Annotated in this window: 19 protein-coding genes; 11 read left to right on the top strand and 8 right to left on the bottom strand. The window is 70.7% G+C overall.

Going from position 1 to position 22,246, the window contains the following annotated elements:
* Nucleotides 1–154: 154 nt before the first annotated feature.
* The 5 genes from AC07EJ_RS23955 to AC07EJ_RS23935 all read right to left on the bottom strand — a co-directional run bounded on the left by AC07EJ_RS23955 (nucleotide 155) and on the right by AC07EJ_RS23935 (nucleotide 7,831).
* Nucleotides 155–1,105 carry an alpha/beta fold hydrolase gene (locus tag AC07EJ_RS23955; RefSeq protein ID WP_389488242.1) on the bottom strand — a complete coding sequence of 317 codons (951 nt, stop codon included), beginning with the start codon at nucleotides 1,103–1,105 and terminating at the stop codon, nucleotides 155–157.
* Nucleotides 1,102–1,611 (bottom strand): phage holin family protein, encoded by a 510-nt coding sequence (locus tag AC07EJ_RS23950; protein WP_389488244.1) that lies wholly within the window; start codon nucleotides 1,609–1,611, stop codon nucleotides 1,102–1,104. The genes AC07EJ_RS23955 and AC07EJ_RS23950 overlap by 4 nt, the downstream gene beginning before the upstream one ends.
* A 98-nt stretch (nucleotides 1,612–1,709) precedes the next feature.
* The gene (gene nhaA / locus AC07EJ_RS23945; RefSeq protein WP_389488246.1) at nucleotides 1,710–3,125 is read right to left on the bottom strand and encodes a Na+/H+ antiporter NhaA; all 1,416 of its coding nucleotides are present in this window, start codon (nucleotides 3,123–3,125) and stop codon (nucleotides 1,710–1,712) included.
* A gap of 205 nt (nucleotides 3,126–3,330) precedes the next feature.
* Nucleotides 3,331–5,349: an acetate--CoA ligase gene (gene acs, locus AC07EJ_RS23940; protein ID WP_389488248.1), complete on the bottom strand. Its 2,019-nt coding sequence runs from the start codon at nucleotides 5,347–5,349 to the stop codon at nucleotides 3,331–3,333.
* 124 nt (nucleotides 5,350–5,473) lie between these two features.
* The gene (locus AC07EJ_RS23935; RefSeq protein WP_389488250.1) at nucleotides 5,474–7,831 is read right to left on the bottom strand and encodes a bifunctional SulP family inorganic anion transporter/carbonic anhydrase; all 2,358 of its coding nucleotides are present in this window, start codon (nucleotides 7,829–7,831) and stop codon (nucleotides 5,474–5,476) included.
* Between the two features lie 347 nt (nucleotides 7,832–8,178).
* Between AC07EJ_RS23935 and AC07EJ_RS23930 the strand changes: the two genes are divergently transcribed.
* Entirely contained in the window at nucleotides 8,179–9,459 is a 1,281-nt protein-coding gene (locus AC07EJ_RS23930) for a polysaccharide deacetylase family protein (protein ID WP_389488252.1), read from the top strand.
* Nucleotides 9,460–9,487: 28 nt separating this feature from the next.
* Here the strand turns inward: AC07EJ_RS23930 and AC07EJ_RS23925 are convergent, their stop codons facing one another.
* A complete protein-coding gene (locus tag AC07EJ_RS23925; protein WP_389488254.1) occupies nucleotides 9,488–10,468 on the bottom strand; it encodes an ATP-binding protein in 981 nt (326 codons plus the stop codon).
* A gap of 100 nt (nucleotides 10,469–10,568) precedes the next feature.
* On the opposite strand from AC07EJ_RS23925, the gene AC07EJ_RS23920 reads away from it, so the two are divergent.
* Entirely contained in the window at nucleotides 10,569–11,393 is an 825-nt protein-coding gene (locus AC07EJ_RS23920) for a Fic family protein (RefSeq protein WP_389488256.1), read from the top strand.
* Between the two features lie 417 nt (nucleotides 11,394–11,810).
* Here the strand turns inward: AC07EJ_RS23920 and AC07EJ_RS23915 are convergent, their stop codons facing one another.
* Entirely contained in the window at nucleotides 11,811–12,659 is an 849-nt protein-coding gene (locus AC07EJ_RS23915) for an HAD family hydrolase (RefSeq protein WP_389488258.1), read from the bottom strand.
* Between the two features lie 594 nt (nucleotides 12,660–13,253).
* Between AC07EJ_RS23915 and ssd the strand changes: the two genes are divergently transcribed.
* The 7 genes from ssd to AC07EJ_RS23880 all read left to right on the top strand — a co-directional run bounded on the left by ssd (nucleotide 13,254) and on the right by AC07EJ_RS23880 (nucleotide 18,639).
* Nucleotides 13,254–14,375 carry a septum site-determining protein Ssd gene (ssd, locus tag AC07EJ_RS23910; protein ID WP_389488260.1) on the top strand — a complete coding sequence of 374 codons (1,122 nt, stop codon included), beginning with the start codon at nucleotides 13,254–13,256 and terminating at the stop codon, nucleotides 14,373–14,375.
* Between the two features lie 149 nt (nucleotides 14,376–14,524).
* Nucleotides 14,525–15,670, top strand: a complete 1,146-nt coding sequence (locus tag AC07EJ_RS23905; protein WP_389488276.1) for a TadA family conjugal transfer-associated ATPase — start codon at nucleotides 14,525–14,527, stop codon at nucleotides 15,668–15,670.
* Nucleotides 15,671–15,736: 66 nt separating this feature from the next.
* Entirely contained in the window at nucleotides 15,737–16,651 is a 915-nt protein-coding gene (locus AC07EJ_RS23900) for a type II secretion system F family protein (RefSeq protein WP_389488262.1), read from the top strand.
* On the top strand, nucleotides 16,648–17,433 hold the full coding sequence (locus tag AC07EJ_RS23895; RefSeq protein WP_389488264.1) for a type II secretion system F family protein: 786 nt from the start codon (nucleotides 16,648–16,650) through the stop codon (nucleotides 17,431–17,433). Before AC07EJ_RS23900 ends, AC07EJ_RS23895 begins: the two co-directional genes overlap by 4 nt.
* A gap of 108 nt (nucleotides 17,434–17,541) precedes the next feature.
* Nucleotides 17,542–17,745, top strand: coding sequence for a DUF4244 domain-containing protein (locus AC07EJ_RS23890; RefSeq protein WP_100597770.1), 204 nt, complete (start codon nucleotides 17,542–17,544; stop codon nucleotides 17,743–17,745).
* Nucleotides 17,738–18,196, top strand: coding sequence for a TadE family type IV pilus minor pilin (locus AC07EJ_RS23885; RefSeq protein ID WP_478884903.1), 459 nt, complete (start codon nucleotides 17,738–17,740; stop codon nucleotides 18,194–18,196). The genes AC07EJ_RS23890 and AC07EJ_RS23885 overlap by 8 nt, the downstream gene beginning before the upstream one ends.
* Nucleotides 18,193–18,639, top strand: a complete 447-nt coding sequence (locus tag AC07EJ_RS23880; RefSeq protein WP_478884902.1) for an Rv3654c family TadE-like protein — start codon at nucleotides 18,193–18,195, stop codon at nucleotides 18,637–18,639. The genes AC07EJ_RS23885 and AC07EJ_RS23880 overlap by 4 nt, the downstream gene beginning before the upstream one ends.
* 28 nt (nucleotides 18,640–18,667) lie before the next feature.
* On the opposite strand, the gene AC07EJ_RS23875 is transcribed toward AC07EJ_RS23880, so the two are convergent.
* Nucleotides 18,668–21,250 (bottom strand): DEAD/DEAH box helicase, encoded by a 2,583-nt coding sequence (locus AC07EJ_RS23875; protein ID WP_478884901.1) that lies wholly within the window; start codon nucleotides 21,248–21,250, stop codon nucleotides 18,668–18,670.
* Between the two features lie 80 nt (nucleotides 21,251–21,330).
* Here AC07EJ_RS23875 and bldG point away from each other — a divergent pair, with 80 nt between their 5' ends.
* Nucleotides 21,331–21,672, top strand: a complete 342-nt coding sequence (bldG, locus tag AC07EJ_RS23870) for an anti-sigma factor antagonist BldG (protein ID WP_003975386.1) — start codon at nucleotides 21,331–21,333, stop codon at nucleotides 21,670–21,672.
* A gap of 97 nt (nucleotides 21,673–21,769) precedes the next feature.
* Nucleotides 21,770–22,207 carry an ATP-binding protein gene (locus AC07EJ_RS23865; protein WP_389488272.1) on the top strand — a complete coding sequence of 146 codons (438 nt, stop codon included), beginning with the start codon at nucleotides 21,770–21,772 and terminating at the stop codon, nucleotides 22,205–22,207.
* Nucleotides 22,208–22,246 lie beyond the last annotated feature (39 nt).

Genomic DNA, 22,246 nt, shown 5'->3' with positions numbered 1-22,246 from the left:
GGCGGCGACGGGGCGGCGTCTAGCGGTCGGGCTCGGGGTCTTTCAGCCAGTTCACGAGTTCGTTGGAGAACGCGACCGGGTCCTCCTCGTGCGGGCTGTGTCTTCCCGGGGGATGACCCCCGGACCCCCAGCCGGGGCGGCGACGGGGCGGCGTCTAGCGGTCGGGCTCGGGGTCTTTCAGCCAGTTCACGAGTTCGTTGGAGAACGCGACCGGGTCCTCCTCGTGCGGGAAGTGGCCCAGACCGTCGAACAGCCGCCAGCGGTAAGGCGCTTCGACGTACTCGCCGGAGCCCGCCGCGCTGCGCGTACGCATCACGGGGTCGAGCGAGCCGTGCAGATGCAGCGTCGGCACCCGCACCGGACGCTTCATGCGCCGGTTGAACTGGATGCCGTCCGGACGGGCCATCGACCGCACCATCCACCGGTACGGCTCGACCGAGCAGTGCGCCGTGGACGGGATGCACATGGCGCGCCGGTAGACGTCCACGGCCTCGTCGTCGGGGAGCCTCGGCCCGGACCAGTCCCGGATCAGCCGCCCGACCAACGCGCCGTCGTCCGCGGCGAGCTGACGCTCCGGAATCCACGGCCGCTGAAAGCCCCAGACGTACGAGCCCGCGGCGGTCTGCTTGGGGTCGGACAGCATGGCCGAACGCCAGCGCCGGGGGTGCGGCATGGAGGAGACGACGAGCCGGCGCACCAGCTTGGGCCGCATCACGGCCGCGGTCCACGCGAGATAGCCGCCCAGGTCGTGCCCCACGAGCGCCGCGTCGGGCTCGCCGAGGGACCGGACGACGCCCGTGATGTCGAGGGCGAGGTTCGCCGGGTCGTAGCCGCGGGGGGTGCGGTCGCTGCCGCCGACGCCGCGCAGGTCCATGGCCACGGCCCGGAACCCGGCGTCGGCGAGCGCCACGAGCTGGTGCCGCCACGTCCACCAGAACTGCGGGAAGCCGTGCAGGAGCAGGACCAGCGGTCCGTCGCCCATCTCGGCGATGTGGAAGCGCGCGCCGTTGGCGGCGACGTCCCGGTGGGTCAGCTCGCCGCCGCCCGGGACGCCGATGCGTACGACCGAGGCAGGTTGCGCCGAAGGTGTGGCGGGGTCCGTCATGAAGACGAGCGTGCCACAGCCTCGACGGTGTCGCCGACTCGGTTCGCCGGGGTCACCTGACGGGGGTGCGGTTTGGCGTTCCCCAGTACGCCGGCCGTCTCCTTGACCGAGGCGGCGACCTTCTGCGGGCCCTTGCCCTTTTTGGCCTTCTTGAAGAAGACGAGGCCGATCAGGCCGAGCAGGACGGCCACCAGCACGTTCGCCGCGAAGGACAGCAGGAAGCACCAGGCGAGGTTCCAGCCGCCTTCGCCGTTGTGCCCGCCGGTCCACGCATGGATCCCGTACGCGAGCGCGAAGCTCAGCATCGGCAGCGAGAAGATCAGGATCGCGCCGGCCACCGCGAAGACGACACTGCCGATCGCGCCACGCGTCACGTCCTGCTTGAGCTGGGCCTTCGCCAGGGCGATCTCGTCGTGCACCAGCGCGGACATCTCGGTCGTGGCCGTGGCGACCAGCTGGCCGATGCTGCGCTCGGCGCCGACCGGTGTCCCGTCGGGTGCGCTCATCGCGTACTCCCTCGTCTCTTCGCGGGCTTGTGAAGCGGGTGGTGTATCGGGCGTGTCGTCCGCCGCGGGCCGCGCTCCTGCGCGGACCTGCTGTCAGATCATGCCGGACGACTGCTCTCGTCGCTTGCCCCGCCCGTCACTTCGGCAAGCCTGCGGTGTTCGGCGGCCTTCTTCTCGTAGATCTCCGCCATCCGCAAGTGGTACTCCGGCTTGTCCTCCTCGTAGATGTCGGGGATGCCGTCGAGGTCCTCGTCGCGCTCCTCCTCCGCGCACATCGCGCGGTACTTGGCGTTGCGGATCTTGAGCAGGATGCCGGACAGGACGGCCGCGATGAGGGAGCCCATCAGGACGGCGGCCTTGATCTCGTCGGTCAGCAGGGGGTTCTCGGCGAAGGCGAGTTCGCCGATGAGGAGCGAGACGGTGAAGCCGATGCCGGCGAGGGACGCGACCGCGAACACGTCGGGCCAGGCCAGTTCGTCGGAGAGCGAGGCCCGGGTGAAGCGGGCCGTCAGCCAGGTGCCGCCGAAGATGCCGACGGCCTTGCCGACGACGAGCCCGAGCACCACTCCGAGCGTCTCCGGCTTGGTGAACACGTCGGTCAGGGCGCTGCCCGACACGGCGACGCCAGCGCTGAGCAGGGCGAACATCGGGACGGCGAGCCCTGCCGAGAAGGGGCGCACCAGGTGCTCGATGTGCTCGCCGGGCGAGTGCTCCTCGCCTTCCTGACGGGTGCAGCGCAGCATCAGGCCCATGGCGACACCGGCGATGGTGGCGTGGATGCCGCTGTTGTACATCAGGCCCCAGATGACGAGGGCGAGCGGCACGTAGACGTACCAGCCGCGCACGCCCTTCCGCAGGAGCAGCCAGAAGACGCCGAGGCCGACGACGGCGCCGGCGAGGGCAGCGAAGTTGATGTCGCTGGTGAAGAAGATCGCGATGATCAGGATTGCGAAGAGGTCGTCGACGACGGCGAGCGTGAGCAGGAACGCGCGCAGCGAGGACGGCAGCGAGGTGCCGATGACGGCGAGGACGGCCAGCGCGAACGCGATGTCGGTGGCGGTCGGCACGGCCCAGCCGTCGAGCGAGCCGCCACCCGTGACGTTGACGAGGAAGTAGACGAGCGCGGGGATCGCCATGCCGCAGAGCGCGGCGGCGACGGGCAGCATGGCGGCCTTGGGGTCGCGCAGGTCGCCCGCGACGAGTTCCCGCTTGAGCTCGATGCCGGCGACGAAGAAGAACACCGCGAGCAGTCCGTCGGCGGCCCAGTGCTCGAGGGACAGATCGAGGCCGAGTGCCGCGGGGCCGAAGTGGAAGTCGCTCACGGACTCGTAGCTGTGGCTGAGCGGGGTGTTGGCCCAGATGATCGCGGCGATCGCGGCGACGAGGAGCAGGACTCCGCCGACGGTCTCGGTACGCAGAGCGTCCGCCACGAACGTACGCTCGGGCAGGGAGAGTCGGCCGAATGCCTTACGGCTGTTCTCGCTGGGGGCGGGCGTCTTGCTGGGCGCGGCCACGGGTGAAGACCTCCGGTCGGATTCGGCTTTCACAAACGCGTCGACGAGGGGTCGCCGACGGCGTTGCCGACCAGACTTCCCGGCACACCAGTTGAGCTTTCACCCTACCGGGTGTACGTGGGCCGTAGCTGGTGATCATCACTTTAAGCACGAAATGGGCACCCGGCGCGTTCTGCGCCGGGTGCCCATCGCGGTGTGCGTGCGGTCAGTCCTCGCTCGACGCGGCCGGGAGCTTGGTCTGGATGAGATCCATGACGGACGAGTCCGTCAGGGTCGTGACGTCTCCCAGCTCCCTGTTCTCCGCGACGTCACGCAGCAGGCGCCGCATGATCTTTCCGGAGCGGGTCTTGGGCAGCTCGGCCACGGGCAGGACCCGCTTCGGCTTGGCGATCGGGCCGAGCGTCGCGCCCACGTGGTTGCGCAGATCCGCGACGAGGCCCTCGTCGTCGGCGGACGCCGTGCCGCGCAGGATCACGAAGGCCACGATGGCCTGGCCGGTCGTCTCGTCGGCCGCGCCCACGACCGCCGCCTCGGCGACCGAGGGGTGCGAGACGAGCGCCGACTCGACCTCGGTGGTCGAGATGTTGTGGCCCGAGACCAGCATCACGTCGTCCACCCGGCCGAGCAGCCAGATGTCACCGTCCTCGTCCTTCTTGGCGCCGTCGCCGGCGAAGTATTTGCCCTCGAAGCGCGACCAGTACGTGTCGATGAACCGCTGGTCGTCGCCCCAGATGGTGCGCAGCATCGACGGCCACGGCTCGGTCAGGACGAGGTAGCCGCCGCCCCCGTTGGGGACTTCCCGGGCCTCGTCGTCCACGACCGTCGCCGAGATGCCGGGCAGGGCGCGCTGGGCGGAGCCCGGCTTGGTCTCGGTGGCGCCCGGCAGCGGCGAGATCATCATCGCGCCGGTCTCGGTCTGCCACCAGGTGTCCACGATGGGGCACTTGTCGGCGCCGATGTTCTTCCGGTACCACATCCAGGCCTCGGGGTTGATCGGCTCACCCACCGAACCGAGGACCCGCAGACTGCTCAGGTCGAACTTGGCGGGGATGTCGTCCCCCCACTTCATGAACGTGCGGATCGCCGTCGGCGCCGTGTACAGGATCGTCACCCCGTACTTCTGCACGATCTCCCAGAAGCGGCCCTGATGCGGGGTGTCCGGGGTGCCCTCGTAGATGACCTGCGTCGCGCCGTTCGAGAGCGGGCCGTAGGTGATGTACGAGTGTCCGGTGACCCAGCCGATGTCGGCCGTGCACCAGTAGACGTCGGTCTCCGGCTTGAGGTCGAACACCGCGTGGTGGGTGTACGAGGCCTGCGTGAGGTAACCGCCGGAGGTGTGCAGGATGCCCTTGGGCTTACCCGTCGTTCCGGACGTGTAGAGGATGAACAGCGGCTGCTCGGCGTCGAACGCCTCGGGCGTGTGCTCCGCCGACTGCCTCTGCGTGATCTCGTGCCACCACACGTCGCGGCCCTCGGTCCAGGCCACGTCCTGCTTGGTGCGCTGGACGACGAGGACCTTCTCGACCCCGTCGACGCGGCTAACGGCGTCGTCGACGGCGGGCTTGAGCGCGGACGGCTTGCCGCGCCGGTAGCCGCCGTCGGCCGTGATGACGACCTTCGCGTCGGCGTCCTGGATACGGGCCGCGATGGCGTCGGCCGAGAATCCGCCGAAGACGACCGAGTGCGCGGCGCCGATGCGCGCGCACGCCAGCATCGCGATGACGGCCTCGGGGATCATCGGCAGGTAGACGGCGACGCGGTCGCCCTTCTGCACACCCAGCTCGGTCAGCGCGTTGGCCGCGCGGCTGACCTCGTCCTTGAGTTCCGCGTAGGTGATGGCCCGGCTGTCGCCCGGCTCACCCTCGAAGTGGATGGCGACCCGGTCGCCGTTCCCGGCCTCGACGTGGCGGTCGACGCAGTTGTACGCGACGTTCAGCTTCCCGTCGGCGAACCACTTGGCGAACGGCGGGTTCGACCAGTCGAGGGTCTCGGTCGGTTCAGTGGCCCAGGTCAGCCGGCGGGCCTGCTCGGCCCAGAAGCCGAGCCTGTCAGCCTTGGCCTGTTCGTACGCCTCCGCTGTGACGTTGGCGGCAGCCGCCAGGTCGGCGGGCGGCGCAAACCTTCGCTCTTCCTTGAGAAGGTTGGCCAGGCTTTCGTTGCTCACGACATCTCCCTTACGGTGCTTTGCCGGGGCGCGACCGTTGTGTCCCAGGCCACAGCTCATCAGACGGCGCCCCTCGATGACAAGGGGGGTCCGAATAATGGTTTAGACCTGTTGAGCTTCAGGCGTGCGTGCCGATGGGGTCACCCACCGGCACGCACGCCGTCACCGGCGGGTTCAGGCAGGTTCATGCACGGTGCAGTTCACCCTCCGGCTCCACCTGGTCGAACACCTCGTCGGGCTGCTCGGTGAGCAGATAGGCCTGCGCCTCGCCCACGTGGAAGTACATCCCGTGCAGTTCGAGCGAGCCCTCCTGGAGGCGGCGGGTCACCGACTCGTGAGCCCGCAGATGTTCCAACTGCTGGACGACATTGGTCAGGCAGAGCTGCTCGACCGCGTCGGCGGGGGCGCGCCCGGCGAGCCGCGCCCATGGCTGGTTCGCGGCCGCCATGCGGGCCAGGCTGGGCAGGCCGTGCCGCAGCCATCGCTTCAGGGGTGTCTGCGCGCCGCCCTCGGGCGGACTGTTGAGCAGCGCCTGCATCGCCCCGCAGCCGGAGTGCCCGCACACGGTGATCGACTGCACCTTCAGTACGTCGACGGCGTACTCGATGGCCGCGGCGACCGAGTCGTCACCGCTCTCGGCGCCCGGCAGCGGCACCAGATTCCCCACGTTCCTGACGACGAAGAGGTCACCGGGGCCGCTGGAGGTGATCATCGACGTCACGAGCCGGGAGTCGGCGCAGGTCAGGAACAGCTGGGTGGGCCGCTGTCCCTCACGGGCGAGCCGGGCCAGCTCGTCCCGTACATGCGGCGCGGTGTTCCGCTGGAACGCGCTGATCCCACTGGCCAGTTGATACCCGCCACTGCCCGCGGGGGGAGCGGCGGTCTCGGTCTGCGGGCGGTCGCAGTGGTGGTTGCGCCAGGGTGTCCACGGCCGGCAGCAGGAGTTCGACGCCGAGGCGGGCTCGGCGATACGGGTCCCCGCCCGCCCGGTCACCTCGACCTTGCCGCCCTGCCCGACATGCGACTTCTGCCAGTCCTGGAGAGACTCGAACGCGGCATGGTCCATGAAGGACCCGTCCAACTCCACGACGCAGCGGGTTCCTTGGGGTACTTGGTGCAGTACGCGGCTGAGCCGGGGCACGGCGAGGAACGTCAGCTGCCCGCGCACCCGCACGTGATGAGTCCCGCCTTGGCCTTCGGCGTCCGCCTCGTCCACGGAGTGGGTGATCCGCGTGCGGGCGAGCCGGTGCAGGGCGACCCCGACGGCGACCGCGATGCCGAGGGCCACGCCCTCGAGTACACCGAGGACGACCACGCCGAGCGTCGTCACGACGTAGACGAGGATCTCGCGGTGGCGGGTGACCGTCCGGATGTGGTGCAGGGAGACCATCTGGATGCCGACGGCCATCACCAGGGCGGCGAGTGAGGCGAGGGGGATCAGCTCAAGCGCCGGGACCATCAGGAGCGCGGCCACTACTACCCAAACGCCGTGCAGCATCGTGGAGTTCCTGCTTTCACCGCCCGCGTTCACATTCGCGGCGCTGCGGACCGCTACCCCGGCCACGGGGAGTCCGCCGAGGGTGCCGGAGACGATGTTGGCCGCGCCCTGGCCGAGCAGCTCCCGGTCGAGGTCGGAGCGGCGCGCCTCCGGTCGCAGGGTGGGCTTCGAGGAGGCGAGCTTGTCCACGGCGACGGCGCCGAGCAGCGACTGCACGCTGCACACGAGCGTCACGGTCAGGACGGCCGCCGCGAGGCCCAGTACGGGCCCTTCGGGCATGGTGGCCAGGGCGTGGCTGCTCCAGGACGGCAGGTCGACCTTGGTCACGGAGATTCCGGCGAACGCGGCCGTCGCGGTGGCGCAGGCAACGGCGACGAGTGCGGCGGGCACCCGGCGCAGGGCCCGTCCGGCGCGTCCGGGGAGCCGGGGCCAGGTGAACAGGACCGCGAGCGTCAGCAGGCTCAGGAGCAGCGCGGCCAGGTCGACGTTGGTCAACTGGGCGGGCAGTGCGCGGAGATTGTCGAGAACCGCGCTCTGAGGGGTGCCGCCGAGCACGATGTGCAGCTGGGCGACCGCGATGGCGACGCCGATTCCGGCGAGCATGCCGTGGACGACGGCGGGGGACACGGCGAGCGCGGTGCGGGCCACGCGCAGGCAGCCGAGGCCGATTTGGGCGAGTCCGGCGATGACGGTGATCGCGCAGGTCGTCCGCCAGCCGTAACGGTGGATGAGGTCGGCGGTGACCACGGTGAGGCCGGCGGCGGGACCGCTGACCTGGAGGGGGGAGCCGCCGAGGCGGCCGGCCACGAGGCCGCCGACGGCGGCGGCGACGAGTCCCGCTTGGAGTGGGGCCCCGGTGGCGAGGGCGATTCCGAGGGACAGCGGCAGGGCGATCAGGAAGACCGCCCCGGACGCGGACAGGTCGGCGCCCGAGATGCGGAAGCGGCGGGGCGGCTTCGGCGGCGGGCTGTGGGGTGGGTGGGTACGGCTGGATTCGTCGGTCCGTGTCGGATCGGCGGGGCGTGTGGGGACGCAGGCTGACATATTTCCCGTCTCCTCCGGGGCAGCGCGGTCGCGGAATGAGGGGCCCCGTCTGTGGCGGGGCAGGGGCGCGGCCGTGGATCACGGCGTGCAGCGGCGGGATGAATCAACTCTCGGTAAATGGATCGTAATGCAGAGTAAAGGTTTTGGACGTATTTTCGGAGCAAATGGGGCAATGATTCACTCTGGTGGGTGAATAAGGGTCTTTATTTGGCTTGTCGTACTAATTCTTCGTCGGGCCTCGTGCGACGTTGGCGGCGCCGTCGATAAATGCGGCATTTCACCGCATTGCCCTGCCTTGGCGCGAAGAGATCCAAGCCGAAGAGACCCAAGGAAGAAGGTGGGCGGACGTGGCCGCCACCCAGAAGCTCGCCGCGAGCTTCACCGCCGCCGCGGCTTGTGCCGCCGTCCTGTCAGGTTGCGCGACTGGTGACCACCAGGCGACCGGACCCCAGCAGGGCGCTCTCGGCCCGAAGGGGGTGGCGCCCGCCCCCGCGCCGGGAAGCGCGGTGCGACTGATCGGGGACGGTTCGACCGCCTTCACGGGAGGTCAGCCGCATCTGCCGAGGGCCGAGCGTCTGAAGGCCGGCCAGAAGCCTCCGCAGTTCGTGGTGTTCTCCTGGGACGGCGCGGGGGAAGACAGTCAGAAGTTGTTCTCGCGCTTCCGCAAGGTCGCCAAGCGGAACAACGCGACGATGACGTACTTCCTCAGCGGCGTGTACCTGCTCCCGGAGGAGAAGCGTGACCTCTACCGGCCCCCGCAGCACTCACCGGGCAGCTCGGACATCGGATTCAATGACGAGCGGGGAATCAAGGACACCGTGGACCAGCTCCGCGGCGCCTGGCTCGAGGGCAACGAGATCGGCACGCACTTCAACGGCCACTTCTGCGGCAAGGACGGCGGCGTCGGCGAGTGGTCGGTGGCCGACTGGAAGGACGAGATCGGCCAGGCCAAGTCCTTCGTGAAGTCCTGGAAGACGAACTCGGGCATGAAGAACGCGGCCCCGCTCCCCTTCGACTACGACAAGGAGCTCATCGGCGCCCGCACCCCGTGCCTGGAGGGCAAGAAGAACTTCAGGCGAGCGGCCCACGACCTCGGCTTCCGTTACGACACCAGCGGCATCAACGACCAGGTCTGGCCCAAGAAGCAGGACGGCCTGTGGGACCTGTCGATGCAGCTCGTGCCCTTCCCGGGGCACTCGTACGAGCAGCTCACCATGGACTACAACTTCATGATCAAGCAGTCGGGCACCGCGACCCAGGGCGACCCCGACAAGCAGGAGCTCTGGGGTGACGAGATGCGGGACGGCCTCCTCCAGGGCTTCGACCGCGCCTACAACGGCAACCGCGCGCCGCTGATCATCGGCAACCACTTCGAATCCTGGAACGGCGGCAACTACATGCGCGCCGTCGAAGAGACCGTCCACACCGTGTGCAACAAGCCCGAGGTGCGCTGCGTCTCCTTCCGCCAGCTCGCCGACTGGCTGGACGCCCAGGACCCGCAGACCCTGGACCGGCTCGCCGAGCTGGGCGTCGGCAGTGCCCCGAAGCAGGGTTGGGCATCATTCCTGTCGACCAGCCCGGCCCCGGCGCCCAAGGGGGTTCCGGGCGCGCCGGCGGTCAAGCAGTAACCGAGCCTGTCGGGCGTGGTCGCGCCGGTCAGACCGGTGCGACCACGCTCTCCCGCAGGACGAAAACGGGGTCGACCTGGGCCGCCAGGTCGGCGCCCGTCTTCGCATTGCCCCAGCTCTGGGCGTTCTTCAGGTGGAAGTGGACCATCTGGCGTGTGTAGCGCTCCCAGTCACGGCCTCCGTATGCCGCGTCCGCGGTGGAGCGGAGTGTGCGCAGGGCGGCTGCGTTCGGCTCCTCCAGGAGGTCGAACCGGGGCGGGCGGCCCTTCTCCATGGCGCGCACCCAGTCGGAGTGCCCGACGGTGACAAGCAGGTCGTCCCCCACCTCTGCGCGGAGGAAGTCGAGGTCGTCCTGACCCTGCACCTTGTTGCCCACGACCTTCAGCGTGACGCCGAAGTCCCGTGCGTATTCCTTGTACTGGCGATAGACCGAGACCCCCTTACGCGTCGGCTCGGCGACGAGGAACGTCATGTCGAAGCGGGTGAACATGCCGGAGGCGAAGGAGTCCGAACCGGCGGTCATGTCGACGACCACGTACTCGTCGCGGCCGTCGACGAGGTGGTTCAGACACAGCTCCACCGCTCCGGTCTTGGAGTGGTAGCAGGAGACACCGAGGTCGGCTTCGGTGAAGGGGCCCGTGACCATCAAACGCACGGCCCCGCCGTCGAGTTCCACCGGGCGGGCACACGCGTCGTACACCGGATTGTTCTCGCGCACCCGCAGGAGTCGTGAGCCCTCGCCGGGCGGGGTCGTCTTGATCATCGTGTCCGCGGAGGCGATCCGTGGATTCGAGCCGCGCAGGTAGTCCTTGATGAGCGGGAGGCGCGCGCCCATGGCGGGCAGGTCCGCAGCCTGCTCGTCGTCGAGGCCGAGCGCGGGCCCCAGGTGCTGGTTGATGTCGGCGTCGACGGCGATGACCGGGGCGCCCATGGCGGCGAGGTGACGGATGAAGAGCGAGGACAGCGTGGTCTTCCCGCTGCCGCCCTTCCCCACGAAAGCGATCTTCATGTTCACCAAGCGTAGTGGGGTCGTCGCTGTTCGTGTCCGAGAAGCGTGAAGAAGACCACTCCTTCGTGGAGGGGGCCCTGAACTGCGTAATGTCGTACTCATGAGTACGACAGCCGATCCGCTCGCCGCCCTCGGGGCCTTGCCGGGCGTGGCCGAATCCGTGGATTCCGTGCGCAAGGCGGTGGACCGGGTCTACGGCCACCGGGTCATGCGGCGTCGCAGCAATGCGGTCACCTCCGAGGCCGCTCTGCGTGGCGCGCGCGGCAGCGCGGCACTGTCCGGCGCCGACTGGCCGCTCGAAGAAGTGCGCAGGCGCTCCGACTTCAGCGGCGCCGGTGGGGACGAGGAGGCACGCGCCGTCGGTGCCGCCCTGCGGCTGACCGCGGAGGCGGGCCAGCTCCTGTCGATCTGGCGGCAGTCCCCGCTGCGGGTGCTCGCCCGTCTGCACCTCGTGGCGGCCGCCGACAACGGCGACACCGTGGGGCGCCCCCGCCAGGGTGACGAGCCGGTCGACGAGCCGCTGGTCGAGCTGCCCCTGCCGGACGCGCAGGAAGTGGCGGGTCGGCTCGAGGGGCTCTCGGGGCTGATCATCGCGGGCGGCTCGGCTCCGGCCCTGGTCACCGCCGCTGTCGTGCACGGTGAACTGCTCGCGCTGCGGCCTTTCGGGTCGCACAACGGGCTGGTCGCGCGCGCGGCCGAGCGCATCGTCCTGGTGGGCAGCGGTCTCGACCCGAAGTCGATCTGTCCGGCCGAGGTGGGGCACGCGGAGCAAGGGCGCGCGGAGTATCTGGCCGCACTTGAGGGCTACGTGTCGGGCACTCCGGAAGGGGTGGCCGCATGGATCGCACACTGCGGCCGGTCCGTTGAGCTCGGCGTCAGGGAGTCGACGGCGGTCTGTGAGGCGCTCCAGCGCGGAGCGGCGTAGGCGCCGTAACGGGTTTTGGAAAGTCCCTGAAAGGGAGTCCCTGAAAAGGGTTGCGGCGGTACGAGTCCTCGTACCGCCGCTGGCATGTTCACCTGGTTACCAAGCGTCCTCGAAAGTTGCCCATCAGGTCGGGAACTTAGCCCGTGGCCTGGTGCGGCTGGCCCGTAATCGACGGGTCGACGTCGCGTGGGTGCCTGGTGTTCATGCTCGGTCCGTGGGGCCTTGGTTGCGTTTTAAGGTGATCCTCTCGGATGTCCCTTGGTCTCGCGGGCCGTTGCCTTATTTGTACTCCAGGAGTGGAGGAAGCGAAACCCCTGGCCGCACTTCTTTACTTTTAGGTTCAATTAGGGATGAAACGGGCGGCCCGGATACGGGACCGTCCAGCGGCCGTGTGGCGGGCTTGCCCAAAGGGGCCGGTCAGCCGGCTGTGGCGCGCCGGCGACTGGCGTACCAGACCAGGCCCGCGGTGGCGGCCGCGGCGCCGACGGCGGCGGCGGCCGCGACGAGGGCGGGCCGCGATGGCGCCGACAGAGAGGGCAGCCGCTGCTTAAGTCGGACGGGCCGGTTGAAGTCGAGAATCGGCCACTCGCGCGCGAGAGCCTCACGGCGCAGTGCCCGGTCGGGATTGACCGCGTAGGGGTGGCCGACGGACTTCAGCATCGGCACATCGGTCGCCGAGTCGCTGTACGCATAGCAGCGCGAGAGGTCGTACCCCTCGGACCGGGCGAGCTCCTCGATCGCCTCCGCCTTCGTCGGCCCGTACGCGTAGTACTCCACCTCGCCCGTGAAGCAACCGTCGTCGCCCACGACCATGCGCGTGGCCACCACGCGGTCCGCGCCGAGGAGTTCACCGATCGGCTCGACGACCTCCGCGCCGGACGTGGAGACGATCACCACGTCGCGTCCCGCGGTGTGGTGCTCCTCGATGAGCGACGCGGCCTCGTCGTAGATGATCGGGTCGATCAGGTCGTGGAGCGTCTCGGCGACGATCTCCTTCACCTGCTGCACGTTCCACCCGCGGCAGAGTGCCGAGAGGTACTCGCGCATCCGCTCCATCTGGTCGTGGTCGGCGCCGCCGGCGAGGAACACGAACTGCGCGTACGCGGTCCGCAGCACCGCCCTGCGGTTGATCAGCCCGCCTTGGTAGAACGACTTGCCGAAGGTGAGCGTGCTCGACTTCGCAATGACCGTCTTGTCCAGGTCAAAGAACGCGGCTGTGCGAGGCAGCGAGTGGGTCAAGGAGTGGTTTTCCACGAGCCCGAGCATAGGCGCCCACCATTCGGCGTAAGCTGTGGCGCGTGGGTTTGCCTGAGAAGGCTCTCGGGTACACCATGGAAGTCACGGATCGTTCGCGACCGTGCTAACCCGGTCTGGCTCCTCCCCCCCCGAGTCGGACCGTGGGGACGACCCCCGCTCTCCCCCCCGGCGGGGGTCGTCGCATGTCCGGACCCACTTTGGGTCCGGACTTTTGCGTTCTCCACCCCTGTTTCGCCACGTGTCGTGCTTCCGGCGCACGGCTCCCCACTGTCCGGTGCCGTCACTGTGTGTAGCCGTGAGGCTGCTCTGTGGAAGGTGTGGAGAGGGTAGTTGAGGGGCCGCCCTGGATGGCACAAGTGATGTCACCGGTATGGGCGATGGGGATATTCACAAGCACTCTCTTGTCCACAGTAATTGACCAAGATCCACACGATTTCCGAGATCGCTGCACGGTGATTCCACTCGCGAAGTCGGGACCGGTGTTCATTACCGGTTCGGTTCGCCGGCCGGGCAGTCGGTAGGGCTGTCGGCCGAGCCTGGCTGCGCGAGGGGAGTGCCCGGCTCGCAGGTGCGAGCGGGACAGCGAGCAAGGGGGCGGAAATCGTGGCGGGAGCCATCACATGTGACCGGGCGCCGGTCGCCGACGGGCGGCGGCGCACACCGCTGATCGTGACCGAGGACGTGGATCTGCTGGACGATCTGCTGCGGCTGTGCGCCGCGGCAGGCGCGCGGCCCGAGGTCCATCACGGGGTGCCGGAGCACAGAGGAAGCTGGGAATCTGCGCCGCTGGTGCTCATCGGGGACGACGCGGTCGAGCGGGTACGGGGTGTGGTGCGGCGGCGCGGCGTCGTGCTGGTGGGGCGTGATCAGGACGATTCGGGCGTGTGGCAGCGGGCCGTCGAGATCGGCGCCGACCATGTGCTGATGCTGCCGGACGGCGAGCAGTGGCTGATGGACCGGATCGCCGATGTGGCCGAAGGTGTGGGACGGCCCGCGCTCACCGTCGGGGTGATCGGTGGGCGGGGTGGTGCCGGGGCGTCCTCGCTGGCGTGCGCGCTCGCCGTGACCTCGGCGAAGGCCGGGCGGCGCACCCTCCTCGTCGACGCGGATCCGCTCGGCGGTGGGCTCGACGTGCTGCTCGGCGGGGAGGTCGCGGAGGGGATGCGCTGGCCTGCGTTCGCCGAGTCGCGGGGGCGGGTCGCGGGTGGCGCACTGGAGGAGTCGCTCCCCGAGCTGCATGCCTTGCGGGTGCTCAGCTGGGACCGGGGCGACACGGTGTCGGTCCCGCCTGAAGCCGTACGCGCGGTATTGGCCGCGGCGCGGCGGCGGGGTGGCGTGGTCGTGGTGGATCTGCCCCGCCGGGTCGACGAGGGGGCGGCCGAGGCGCTGGCCCAGCTGGATCTGGGGCTCCTCGTGGTGCCGCCCGAGCTGAGGGCCGTCGCGGCGGCGAAACGGGTCGCCTCGGGTGTGGGGATGGTGCTGCGGGATTTGCGCGTCGTTGTGGGGCCCGCGCGCGGGGGCTCTGCCGCCGCGCTCGATCCGGAGGAGGTCGCACGGCTTCTCGGGCTTCCCCTGGCCGGTGAACTTCCGGTCGACCGCGCGCTGTTGGCGGGCCAGGCCGACGGATTGCCGCCGGGTGGCGCGGCGCGGGGGCCGCTCTCGCGGTTCTGCGCGGCCTTTTGGGAGCGCGTGCCGGTTGTGGCGGCTGAGGGGGGCGGGGCGTGAGAGCGGGGGGTGGGGGTCGGTATGTGGGCGTGCGGCGTAGGGGTCGCTACGCGGGCGTGGGTGCGGCGAGTCGACAGGGGTGGGCTGTGAGTACGGGTGTGGTGGGTGATGACGGTGTGCGGCGCGTGAGTGGGGTTGTGGGCGTGAGCATGTTGGACGGGGTGCGTCAGTGGCTCGCGGAGAACGGTGCGGAGGCGACCCCGGCGCGGGTCGCGGAAGCACTCCGGGCCCAAGGGAAGCTCCTCGGGGACACCGAAGTGCTGGGCGCAGCAGGCCAGTTGCGCTCCGAACTCGTGGGCACGGGCCCGCTTGAGCCTTTGCTCGCCGACCCTTCGGTGACCGACGTGCTGGTGTCCGCGCCCGACCGGGTGTGGGTGGACCGGGGCGGTGGCCTGGAGCTGACAGGCGTGTCGTTCGAGAGCGCCTCATCGGTGCGGAGGCTCGCGCAGCGGCTCGCCGCGGTGGCAGGGCGACGACTCGACGATGCGAGGCCGTGGGTGGACGCCCGGCTGCCGGACGGGACCCGGCTGCACGCCGTCCTGCCGCCCGTCGCCGTCGGCTGCGCCTGCCTGTCGCTGCGGGTGGTGCGGCCGCGTGCCTTCACGCTGGAGGAGCTCGTGACGGCGGGGACGGTGCCGCCAGGCGGGGACCGGGTGCTTCGGGCCCTTCTCGGCGCCCGGCTGTCGTTCCTGATCAGCGGCGGTACGGGATCTGGGAAGACGACGCTCCTGAGCGCGTTGCTCGGACTGGTGGGGCCGGGCGAGCGCGTGGTGCTCGCCGAGGACTCCGCCGAGCTGCGACCCGACCATCCGCATGTGGTGCGGCTCGAGGCGCGGCCCGCCAATCAGGAAGGGGCGGGGCTCGTGGCCCTGGACGACCTCGTGCGTCAGGCGTTGCGCATGCGGCCGGACCGCCTGGTGGTGGGCGAGGTGCGGGGCCCGGAGGTCGTGGCGCTCCTCGCCGCGCTGAACACGGGACATGAAGGTGGCTGCGGCACGGTCCACGCTAACGCCGCTCACGATGTGCCCGCCCGCCTGGAGGCCCTGGGGACGGCGGCCGGCCTCGATCGCGGCGCCCTGCACAGCCAGTTGGCGGCGGCCTTGTCGGTGGTTCTTCACCTCGTACGGGACCGGAGGGGGCGGCGTCGCATCGCCGAGGTGCATGTCCTGGAGCGTGACGCGGCCGGCTGGGTGGTCACGGTGCCGGCGCTGCGGTGGGGCGAGGGGGAGTTCGTGCGGGAGCGGGGGTGGGGGCGGTTGCGGGGGTTGCTCGGGGAGTTCGTGGAAGGGGGTTAGGCGTGTTGGGGCTGGTGGGGGGCGGGTCGGGGTGGTCGGGCGGGGCGTGGGTCGACGTGAGGGGTGATGTCCGTGGAGGGGGCGGTGTTTGTGGTTGGGGCTGGGCCGGTGGGGGTCGGGGTGGGTCCGGGCTGTGCGGCTCTGCTGTGTGTCGGGGTCGCGGCCTGGGTTGCCGGCGGTGGGCATGGGCGTGAGGTGCGGCGGGCGAGGGAGCTGCTGGGTGCCGGCGATGGTGTGCCGTGGGGCTCGCGGGCGTGGCGTGTGGGGTGGGCGCGGTGGCGGGAGCGGTGGGAGTGGTGGGTGCTGGTCGTAGGGGCCGTGCTCGCGGTCCTCGGAGCTTCCGTGGTGCCACTGGTGGTGGGTGCGGCCGGGGTGCCTCTGGCGGCGCGGGTGCGGGGTGACCGGGAGGCGCGGCGGGTGCGGGAGCGTCGGGCGGGCGCGGTGATCTCGTTGTGCGGCGTGCTGGCAGGGGAGGTGCGGGCGGGGCGGCAGCCGGGGGAGGCGCTGGTCGTGGCTGTGCGCGAGGAGGGAGGGCCGAGAGAGGGCGACGGCTCGGGTGTCGGCGATGGGGCGGTGGTGGCTGCTGCCCGGTTCGGAGGGGATGTGCCGGGGGCGTTGCGGGAGGCGGCGCGGGAGCCGGGGGCCGAGGGTCTGTTGGGGCTGGCGGCCTGCTGGCGGGTGGCGGTGGACCGGGGCGCCGGACTCGCGTCCGGGCTGGAGCGCCTTGCCGACGCACTTCGGGCCGAGCGGGACCAAAAGGCGGATCTGCGCGCCCAGTTGGCCGGTTCGCGGTCGACGGCGGTGATGCTCGCGGGGCTTCCCGTCCTGGGTCTGTTGCTGGGGAGCGTGCTCGGGGCCCGGCCGTTGAGGGTGCTGCTGCACACCGGTGCGGGGTTTGGGTGCCTGCTGGTGGGTGGGGTGTTGGAGGGAGCGGGGCTGTGGTGGGCGCTGCGGATCGTACGGGGGGCGGAGGAGCGATGAACGTTGTCCACAGGCTGGGGCTCGCGCTGTGCGCCGTGGCGGCCTTGGGATGGGTCGTGCACGAGGTGGCGGTACGGCGCAGGGAACGGGCACTGCTGCGGAGGCTGAACGCCCTGCTGGAGGCGGTGGCCGAGAAGCCGGCGGGACGGGGGGTGGATGTTCGGGGCGCCGTGGGCCGGTGGGGGCCGTCAGCGGGGGCGGTCTGTGCCGGATACGTGCTGGTGGGTGGGGTGGTCGGGCTGTTGTTGGGGCTGGTCACGGCGTTCGGGGTGTGGCGGTGGCGGCGAAGGGCCCGCGCGGCGGCCGACGTGACATCGCCCTCGGAGGCCGCGCACGCAGAGGCACGTCGGCAACTGCCGCTGGCTGCTGACCTGCTCGCCGCTTGCATTGCTGCCGGGGCGGATCCTGTGAGGGCGGCGAGGGCTGTGGGGGAGTCGCTGGGCGGCCCGGTCGGGGAGGTCCTGGCACGGGGTGCGGCCCAGGTGCGGCTCGGCGGTGAACCACGTGCTGCGTGGAGGCAGTTGGCGTCGATACCGGGGGCCGGTGCGCTGGCCGGACTCCTTGAGCGGGCCGGCGATTCGGGCGCCCCGGCCGCGGAGCCGGTGGCGCGGCTGGCCGCGGAGGCCCGGGCCGAGCGGGGGCGTGCGACCGCCGCGGTGGCGCGCCGGGCGGCCGTGCTGATCACGGCACCGGTGGGCCTGTGCTTCCTGCCCGCGTTCGTGGCCATCGGAGTGCTGCCCGTGGTGATCGGAGTGGCCGGCGGGCTGTTGGGAGGTCGGTGAGAGGCCGCGGGGGCGGCGCGGGCCGTTGCGTGGCTCGGCCCGAGTTCGGAGGACGTCATGTGGGCGTCGGTCGGTGAGGAACTTCAGAGGAACTTCATGGGGGTTGAGATGTACGGAGTGATGCGGGCGCGTGCCGGGATGTGGGTGCGTCGGATGCGTGCGGCGAGGCGGGACGCGGGGATGGTCACGTCGGAGTACGCGATGGGGCTGATCGCGGCGGTCGGGTTCGCCGGGCTGCTGCTGAAGGTGCTGACCAGCGGACAGGTGCAGGCCGCGCTGCAGGGGATCGTCGAGAGGGCGCTCCATGGGTAGGGCCGACCCGCGTACGCGACGGGCCGGTGCGCGGCGGGCCGGCCTGCGACGGGCCGGGGACCGGGGGTTCGTGACGGCGGAGGCGGCCGTGGTGCTGCCGGTACTCGTGACCTTCACGTTGGCGCTGGTCTGGGCGCTGATGGCTGCGTCCGCGCAGATTCAGTGCGTGGACGCGGCCAGGGCGGGCGCCCGGGCGATCGCCCGCCAGGACCCGCAGGGATCGGCGGTGGAGTCGGCGAAGAGGGTCGCGCCACGTGGCGCGAAGGTCGTCGTGAGCCGGGAGGGCGACCTGGTCCGGGTCGCGGTCGAGGCCGCGGCGCCGGGGCCGGGAGTGCTGAACGTCCACCTGCGGGCCGACGCGGTGGCGTTGGCGGAGGAGACGGTGGGGACGGCCGAGGCAGCCGAGGTAGCCGGGACAGTGGGGATGGTGGGGACGGTGAGCGCGTCATGAAGCGGCGAAAGGAGGCCGGGGACCGGGGTTCCGCGACCGTGTGGGCCGTGATGGCGATGGCCGCGCTCGGGCTGGTCTTCGGATGCGTACTGACCATGGGGCAGGCCGTCGTAGTACGTCACCGGGCAGGCGGGGCCGCCGACTTGGCCGCTCTCGCGGCCGCCGATCACTGGATGGAGGGCCGGAAGGAGGCCTGCGCCCACGCGGGCCGGGTGGCGGCCGCGCAGGACACGCGGCTCGTGCGGTGCACGGTGTACGGAGAGGTGTCGGATGTCACCGCGGCGGCCGGCGCGGCGCCGTTGGCCACGGAGGTCAGGGCCAGGGCGGGCCCTGCGGGGCCGGTAGCGCCTGAGCTCCCGACCGACCCGGCCGGTGCCGGTCCAGCCGGATCTGAGATCCCGGCCGACCCGACAGATCCTGCCGATCAGGCCGGCCCTCGCTGATCCCAGGTGAGGGGCTTCGGGGGACCGGTCAGTCGGCCGCCTGGCTGGGTTTCTGGTCCTGCGATGGCGGACGCTCCTCCGGCGGAAGCCCTTCCGGCGAGGCCTCCGCCGGAGACGCCGCCGTAGCCGTCGAGACCGGTGTCGGGGCCTCCGGAGCCGTCCCCGTCGGTGCGTCCTTGAGCAGGACCTTCAGCAGCCGTACCGCGCCGCGCTTGTGGAGAGGGTCATTGCCGTTGCCGCACTTGGGGGACTGGATGCAGGACGGGCAGCCTGCCTCGCACTCGCAGGACGCGATCGCTCCGAGGGTGGCCGTGAGCCACTCGCGGGCCGTGTGGAACGCCCGTTCCGCGAATCCTGCCCCGCCAGGATGGCCGTCGTACACGAAGACCGTGGGCAGCAGGGTGTCCGGGTGGAGGGGGATGGAGACGCCGCCGATGTCCCAGCGGTCGCAGGTGGCGAAGAGCGGCAGCATGCCGATGGAGGCGTGCTCGGCGGCGTGCAGCGCGCCGCCGAGGATCTCCGGGTTCACGCGGGCCGCGTCGAGTTGGTCCTCGGTCACCGTCCACCACACGGCGCGGGTGCGGAGGGTGCGTGGAGGGAGGTCGAGTTTGGTCTCGCCGAGGACTTCACCGGTGATGAGGCGGCGACGCAGGAAGGACACGACCTGGTTGGTGACTTCGACGGAGCCGTAGCACAACCTGCCGTCGCCCCAGGGGACTTCGACGTCCGTCTCCAGTACGGAGATGGCGGTGGTGTCGCGGGCCGTCGTCGAGTAGGTCGGGTTGGCCTCCTCGACGAGGGCGACCGAGTCCTCCAGATCCAGGTGCTTCACGAGGTAGGTGCGGCCCTGGTGGAGGTGGACCGCGCCGTCGTGGACGGTCGTGTGCGCCGAGCCGGCGTCCACGGTGCCCAGGAGGCGCCCCGTACCTGCCTCGACGATCTGTACAGGGCTGCCGCCGTCGCCGCGGATGTCCGTCAGATCGGCGGCCCGTTCGCGGCGGGTCCAGTGCCAGGCCTTGGTGCGACGGCGCAGCAGCTTCGCGTCCTCCAACTGGGGAAGCAGCTCGGCGGTCGTCGGGCCGAACAGAGGCAAGTCGTCGTCGGTGAGGGGAAGTTCGGCGGCGGCCGCGCACAGGTGGGGGGCGAGGACGTACGGGTTGTCCGGGTCCAGGACGGTGGACTCCACCGGCTGGTCGAAGAGGGCTTCGGGGTGGTGGACGAGGTACGTGTCCAGTGGGTCGTCGCGGGCGACGAGGACGGCGAGCGCGCCCTGTCCGGACCGTCCCGCGCGGCCCGCCTGCTGCCACAGAGACGCCCGGGTGCCCGGATAGCCGGCGATGACGACGGCGTCCAACCCCGAGACGTCGATGCCGAGTTCGAGGGCGGTGGTGGCGGCGAGGCCGAGGAGTTCGCCGGAGTGCAGGGCGCGTTCGAGGGCGCGGCGTTCCTCGGGCAGGTAGCCGCCGCGGTAGGCGGCGACGCGGCGGGCGAGGGAGCGGTCGATCTCGGCGAGGCGTTCCTGGGCGATCACCGAGATCAGCTCGGCGCCGCGCCGCGAGCGTACGAAGGCGACGGAGTGGACGCCCTGCACGGTCAGGTCGGTCAGCAGGTCCGCCGTCTCGGCGGTTGCGGTGCGGCGGACGGGCGCGCCCTTCTCGCCGTGGAGTTCGGTGAGAGGGGGTTCCCAGAGGGCGAAGACGAGCTCTCCGCGCGGTGAGGCGTCGTCGGCGATCTCGAGGACGGGGAGGCCCGTCAGACGCTCGGCAGCGACGGCCGGGTCGGCGGCGGTGGCGGACGCCAGCAGGAACACGGGTTCCGAGCCGTAGCGGGCGCACAGGCGGCGCAGCCGGCGCAGGACCTGGGCGACGTGGGACCCGAAGACACCGCGGTAGGTGTGGCACTCGTCGATGACGACGTACTTGAGCGACTTGAGGAAGGAGGACCAGCGGGGGTGTGAGGGCAATATCCCGCGGTGCAGCATGTCGGGGTTGGTCAGGACGTAGTTGGCGTACTGCCGCACCCACTCGCGTTCCTCGACGGGGGTGTCGCCGTCGTAGACCGCGGGGCGGATCGCCGTGCCGAGCGGTTGTGAAAGTTCCTTCACCGATCGGCACTGGTCCGCGGCGAGCGCTTTCGTCGGCGCGAGGTAGAGCGCGGTGGCGCCGCGGCCGTTCGGGGCCTCGGAGCCGTCGAGGAGCCGGGAGAGGACCGGGACGAGGTACGCGAGGGACTTTCCGGAGGCCGTTCCGGTGGAGACGACGACCGACTCGCCGTCCATCGCGTGCTCGGCGGCGAGTGCCTGGTGGGCCCAGGGGTGCTCGATTCCGGCCGACTGGACGGCGGCGATGACCTCGGATCGGATGCGGTCGGGCCATACGGCATGACGACCCGGTCGCGGGGGCAAGTGCTCCGTATGAGTGATGCGCGAAGCCCGGCCCGGACCCGAGGCGAGCCGGTCGAGAACCGCCCCTGGAGAGGGGCGGGAAGCGGTGTCCGCCGTGGGTTGTCCGCGACGGTGATTCTTGGCCATCGGCACCGAGTGTGTCACTGGCGTGACGGACAATGCTCCTAAGGCGTCGTGCACGCCTGCCGGTAAGTGATTGAATGCCATCGCGGCTGGCGATCCGTCCCGGGGGCTCTGCCGAGGTGTCCCGAGGGACGACCGCTCGATAGCAAGGTGCTGGAGGATCCGTGGACCTGTCCCTGTCGACCCGTACCGTCGGCGATCGTACGGTCGTCGAGGTCGGTGGCGAAATCGATGTATATACCGCGCCCAAGCTGCGTGAGCAGCTGGTCGAGCTGGTGAACGACGGCAGCTTCCACCTTGTCGTCGACATGGAGGGAGTCGATTTCCTCGACTCCACCGGGCTCGGCGTGCTGGTGGGCGGTCTGAAGCGAGTGCGGGCCCATGAGGGCTCGCTGCGACTGGTCTGCAACCAGGAGCGCATTCTCAAGATCTTCCGTATCACCGGCCTGACCAAGGTGTTCCCCATCCACACCTCGGTCGAGGAAGCCGTAGCGGCTACCGACTGATCGGTCACCGGCCCACAGGCCGGTGGCTGAGCGGAAGTGGGGGCCGGGCCGATGGCCCGGTCCCTTCCGAGCACGCCCGTACATCCGAGGGGGATGCATGGCCACCGTCGAACTCCGATTCAGCGCGCAGCCCGAGCACGTCAGAACCGCCCGTCTGGTGGCGGCCGCGGTGGCGCGCAGGGCCGGAGTGGACGAGGCCGTGCTCGACGAGGTCAGGCTCGCCGTCGGCGAGGCCTGCAGCCGTGCCGTCGGTCTTCACCGCAGTGGCGGTATCGCTGCACCCGTTCGGGTCCTTCTCACCGAGGAGGAGAAGCAGTTCTCCATCGAGGTCGGGGACGAGGCTCCGCGGAGCGTTCCCGGCGAGCAGTCGTCCGACGCGCCCGGCGGGTCGGACGATCTGGAGGCGGAGGGCGAGGACGACATGGGCCTCGCCGTCATCAGCGGCCTCGTCGACGATGTGGAGGTCACCGCGGACGAGTCCGGTGGACTCATTCGGATGACTTGGCCGACCACGCCGGCGACTCTTCCGTCCTGACGCGGCCCACCCGGCGTCCACACAACGCCCCCTGATCCA

The organism is Streptomyces sp. NPDC045026, assembly GCF_056432625.1.
This window is presented reverse-complemented; position numbering and strand designations above follow the sequence as displayed.

Coding starts and splice junctions, on each gene's coding strand:
- AC07EJ_RS23885 (WP_478884903.1), top strand. CDS start 17,738: ATGGGTAGGGCCGACCCGCGTACGCGACGGGCCGGTGCGCGGCGGGCC.
- AC07EJ_RS23875 (WP_478884901.1), bottom strand. CDS start 21,250: ATGGCATTCAATCACTTACCGGCAGGCGTGCACGACGCCTTAGGAGCA.
- AC07EJ_RS23925 (WP_389488254.1), bottom strand. CDS start 10,468: ATGAAGATCGCTTTCGTGGGGAAGGGCGGCAGCGGGAAGACCACGCTG.
- AC07EJ_RS23905 (WP_389488276.1), top strand. CDS start 14,525: ATGTTGGACGGGGTGCGTCAGTGGCTCGCGGAGAACGGTGCGGAGGCG.
- AC07EJ_RS23935 (WP_389488250.1), bottom strand. CDS start 7,831: ATGTCAGCCTGCGTCCCCACACGCCCCGCCGATCCGACACGGACCGAC.
- AC07EJ_RS23920 (WP_389488256.1), top strand. CDS start 10,569: ATGAGTACGACAGCCGATCCGCTCGCCGCCCTCGGGGCCTTGCCGGGC.
- acs (WP_389488248.1), bottom strand. CDS start 5,349: ATGAGCTGTGGCCTGGGACACAACGGTCGCGCCCCGGCAAAGCACCGT.
- AC07EJ_RS23900 (WP_389488262.1), top strand. CDS start 15,737: ATGTCCGTGGAGGGGGCGGTGTTTGTGGTTGGGGCTGGGCCGGTGGGG.
- AC07EJ_RS23950 (WP_389488244.1), bottom strand. CDS start 1,611: ATGAGCGCACCCGACGGGACACCGGTCGGCGCCGAGCGCAGCATCGGC.
- AC07EJ_RS23865 (WP_389488272.1), top strand. CDS start 21,770: ATGGCCACCGTCGAACTCCGATTCAGCGCGCAGCCCGAGCACGTCAGA.
- AC07EJ_RS23915 (WP_389488258.1), bottom strand. CDS start 12,659: ATGCTCGGGCTCGTGGAAAACCACTCCTTGACCCACTCGCTGCCTCGC.
- AC07EJ_RS23895 (WP_389488264.1), top strand. CDS start 16,648: ATGAACGTTGTCCACAGGCTGGGGCTCGCGCTGTGCGCCGTGGCGGCC.
- AC07EJ_RS23890 (WP_100597770.1), top strand. CDS start 17,542: ATGTACGGAGTGATGCGGGCGCGTGCCGGGATGTGGGTGCGTCGGATG.
- AC07EJ_RS23880 (WP_478884902.1), top strand. CDS start 18,193: ATGAAGCGGCGAAAGGAGGCCGGGGACCGGGGTTCCGCGACCGTGTGG.
- AC07EJ_RS23955 (WP_389488242.1), bottom strand. CDS start 1,105: ATGACGGACCCCGCCACACCTTCGGCGCAACCTGCCTCGGTCGTACGC.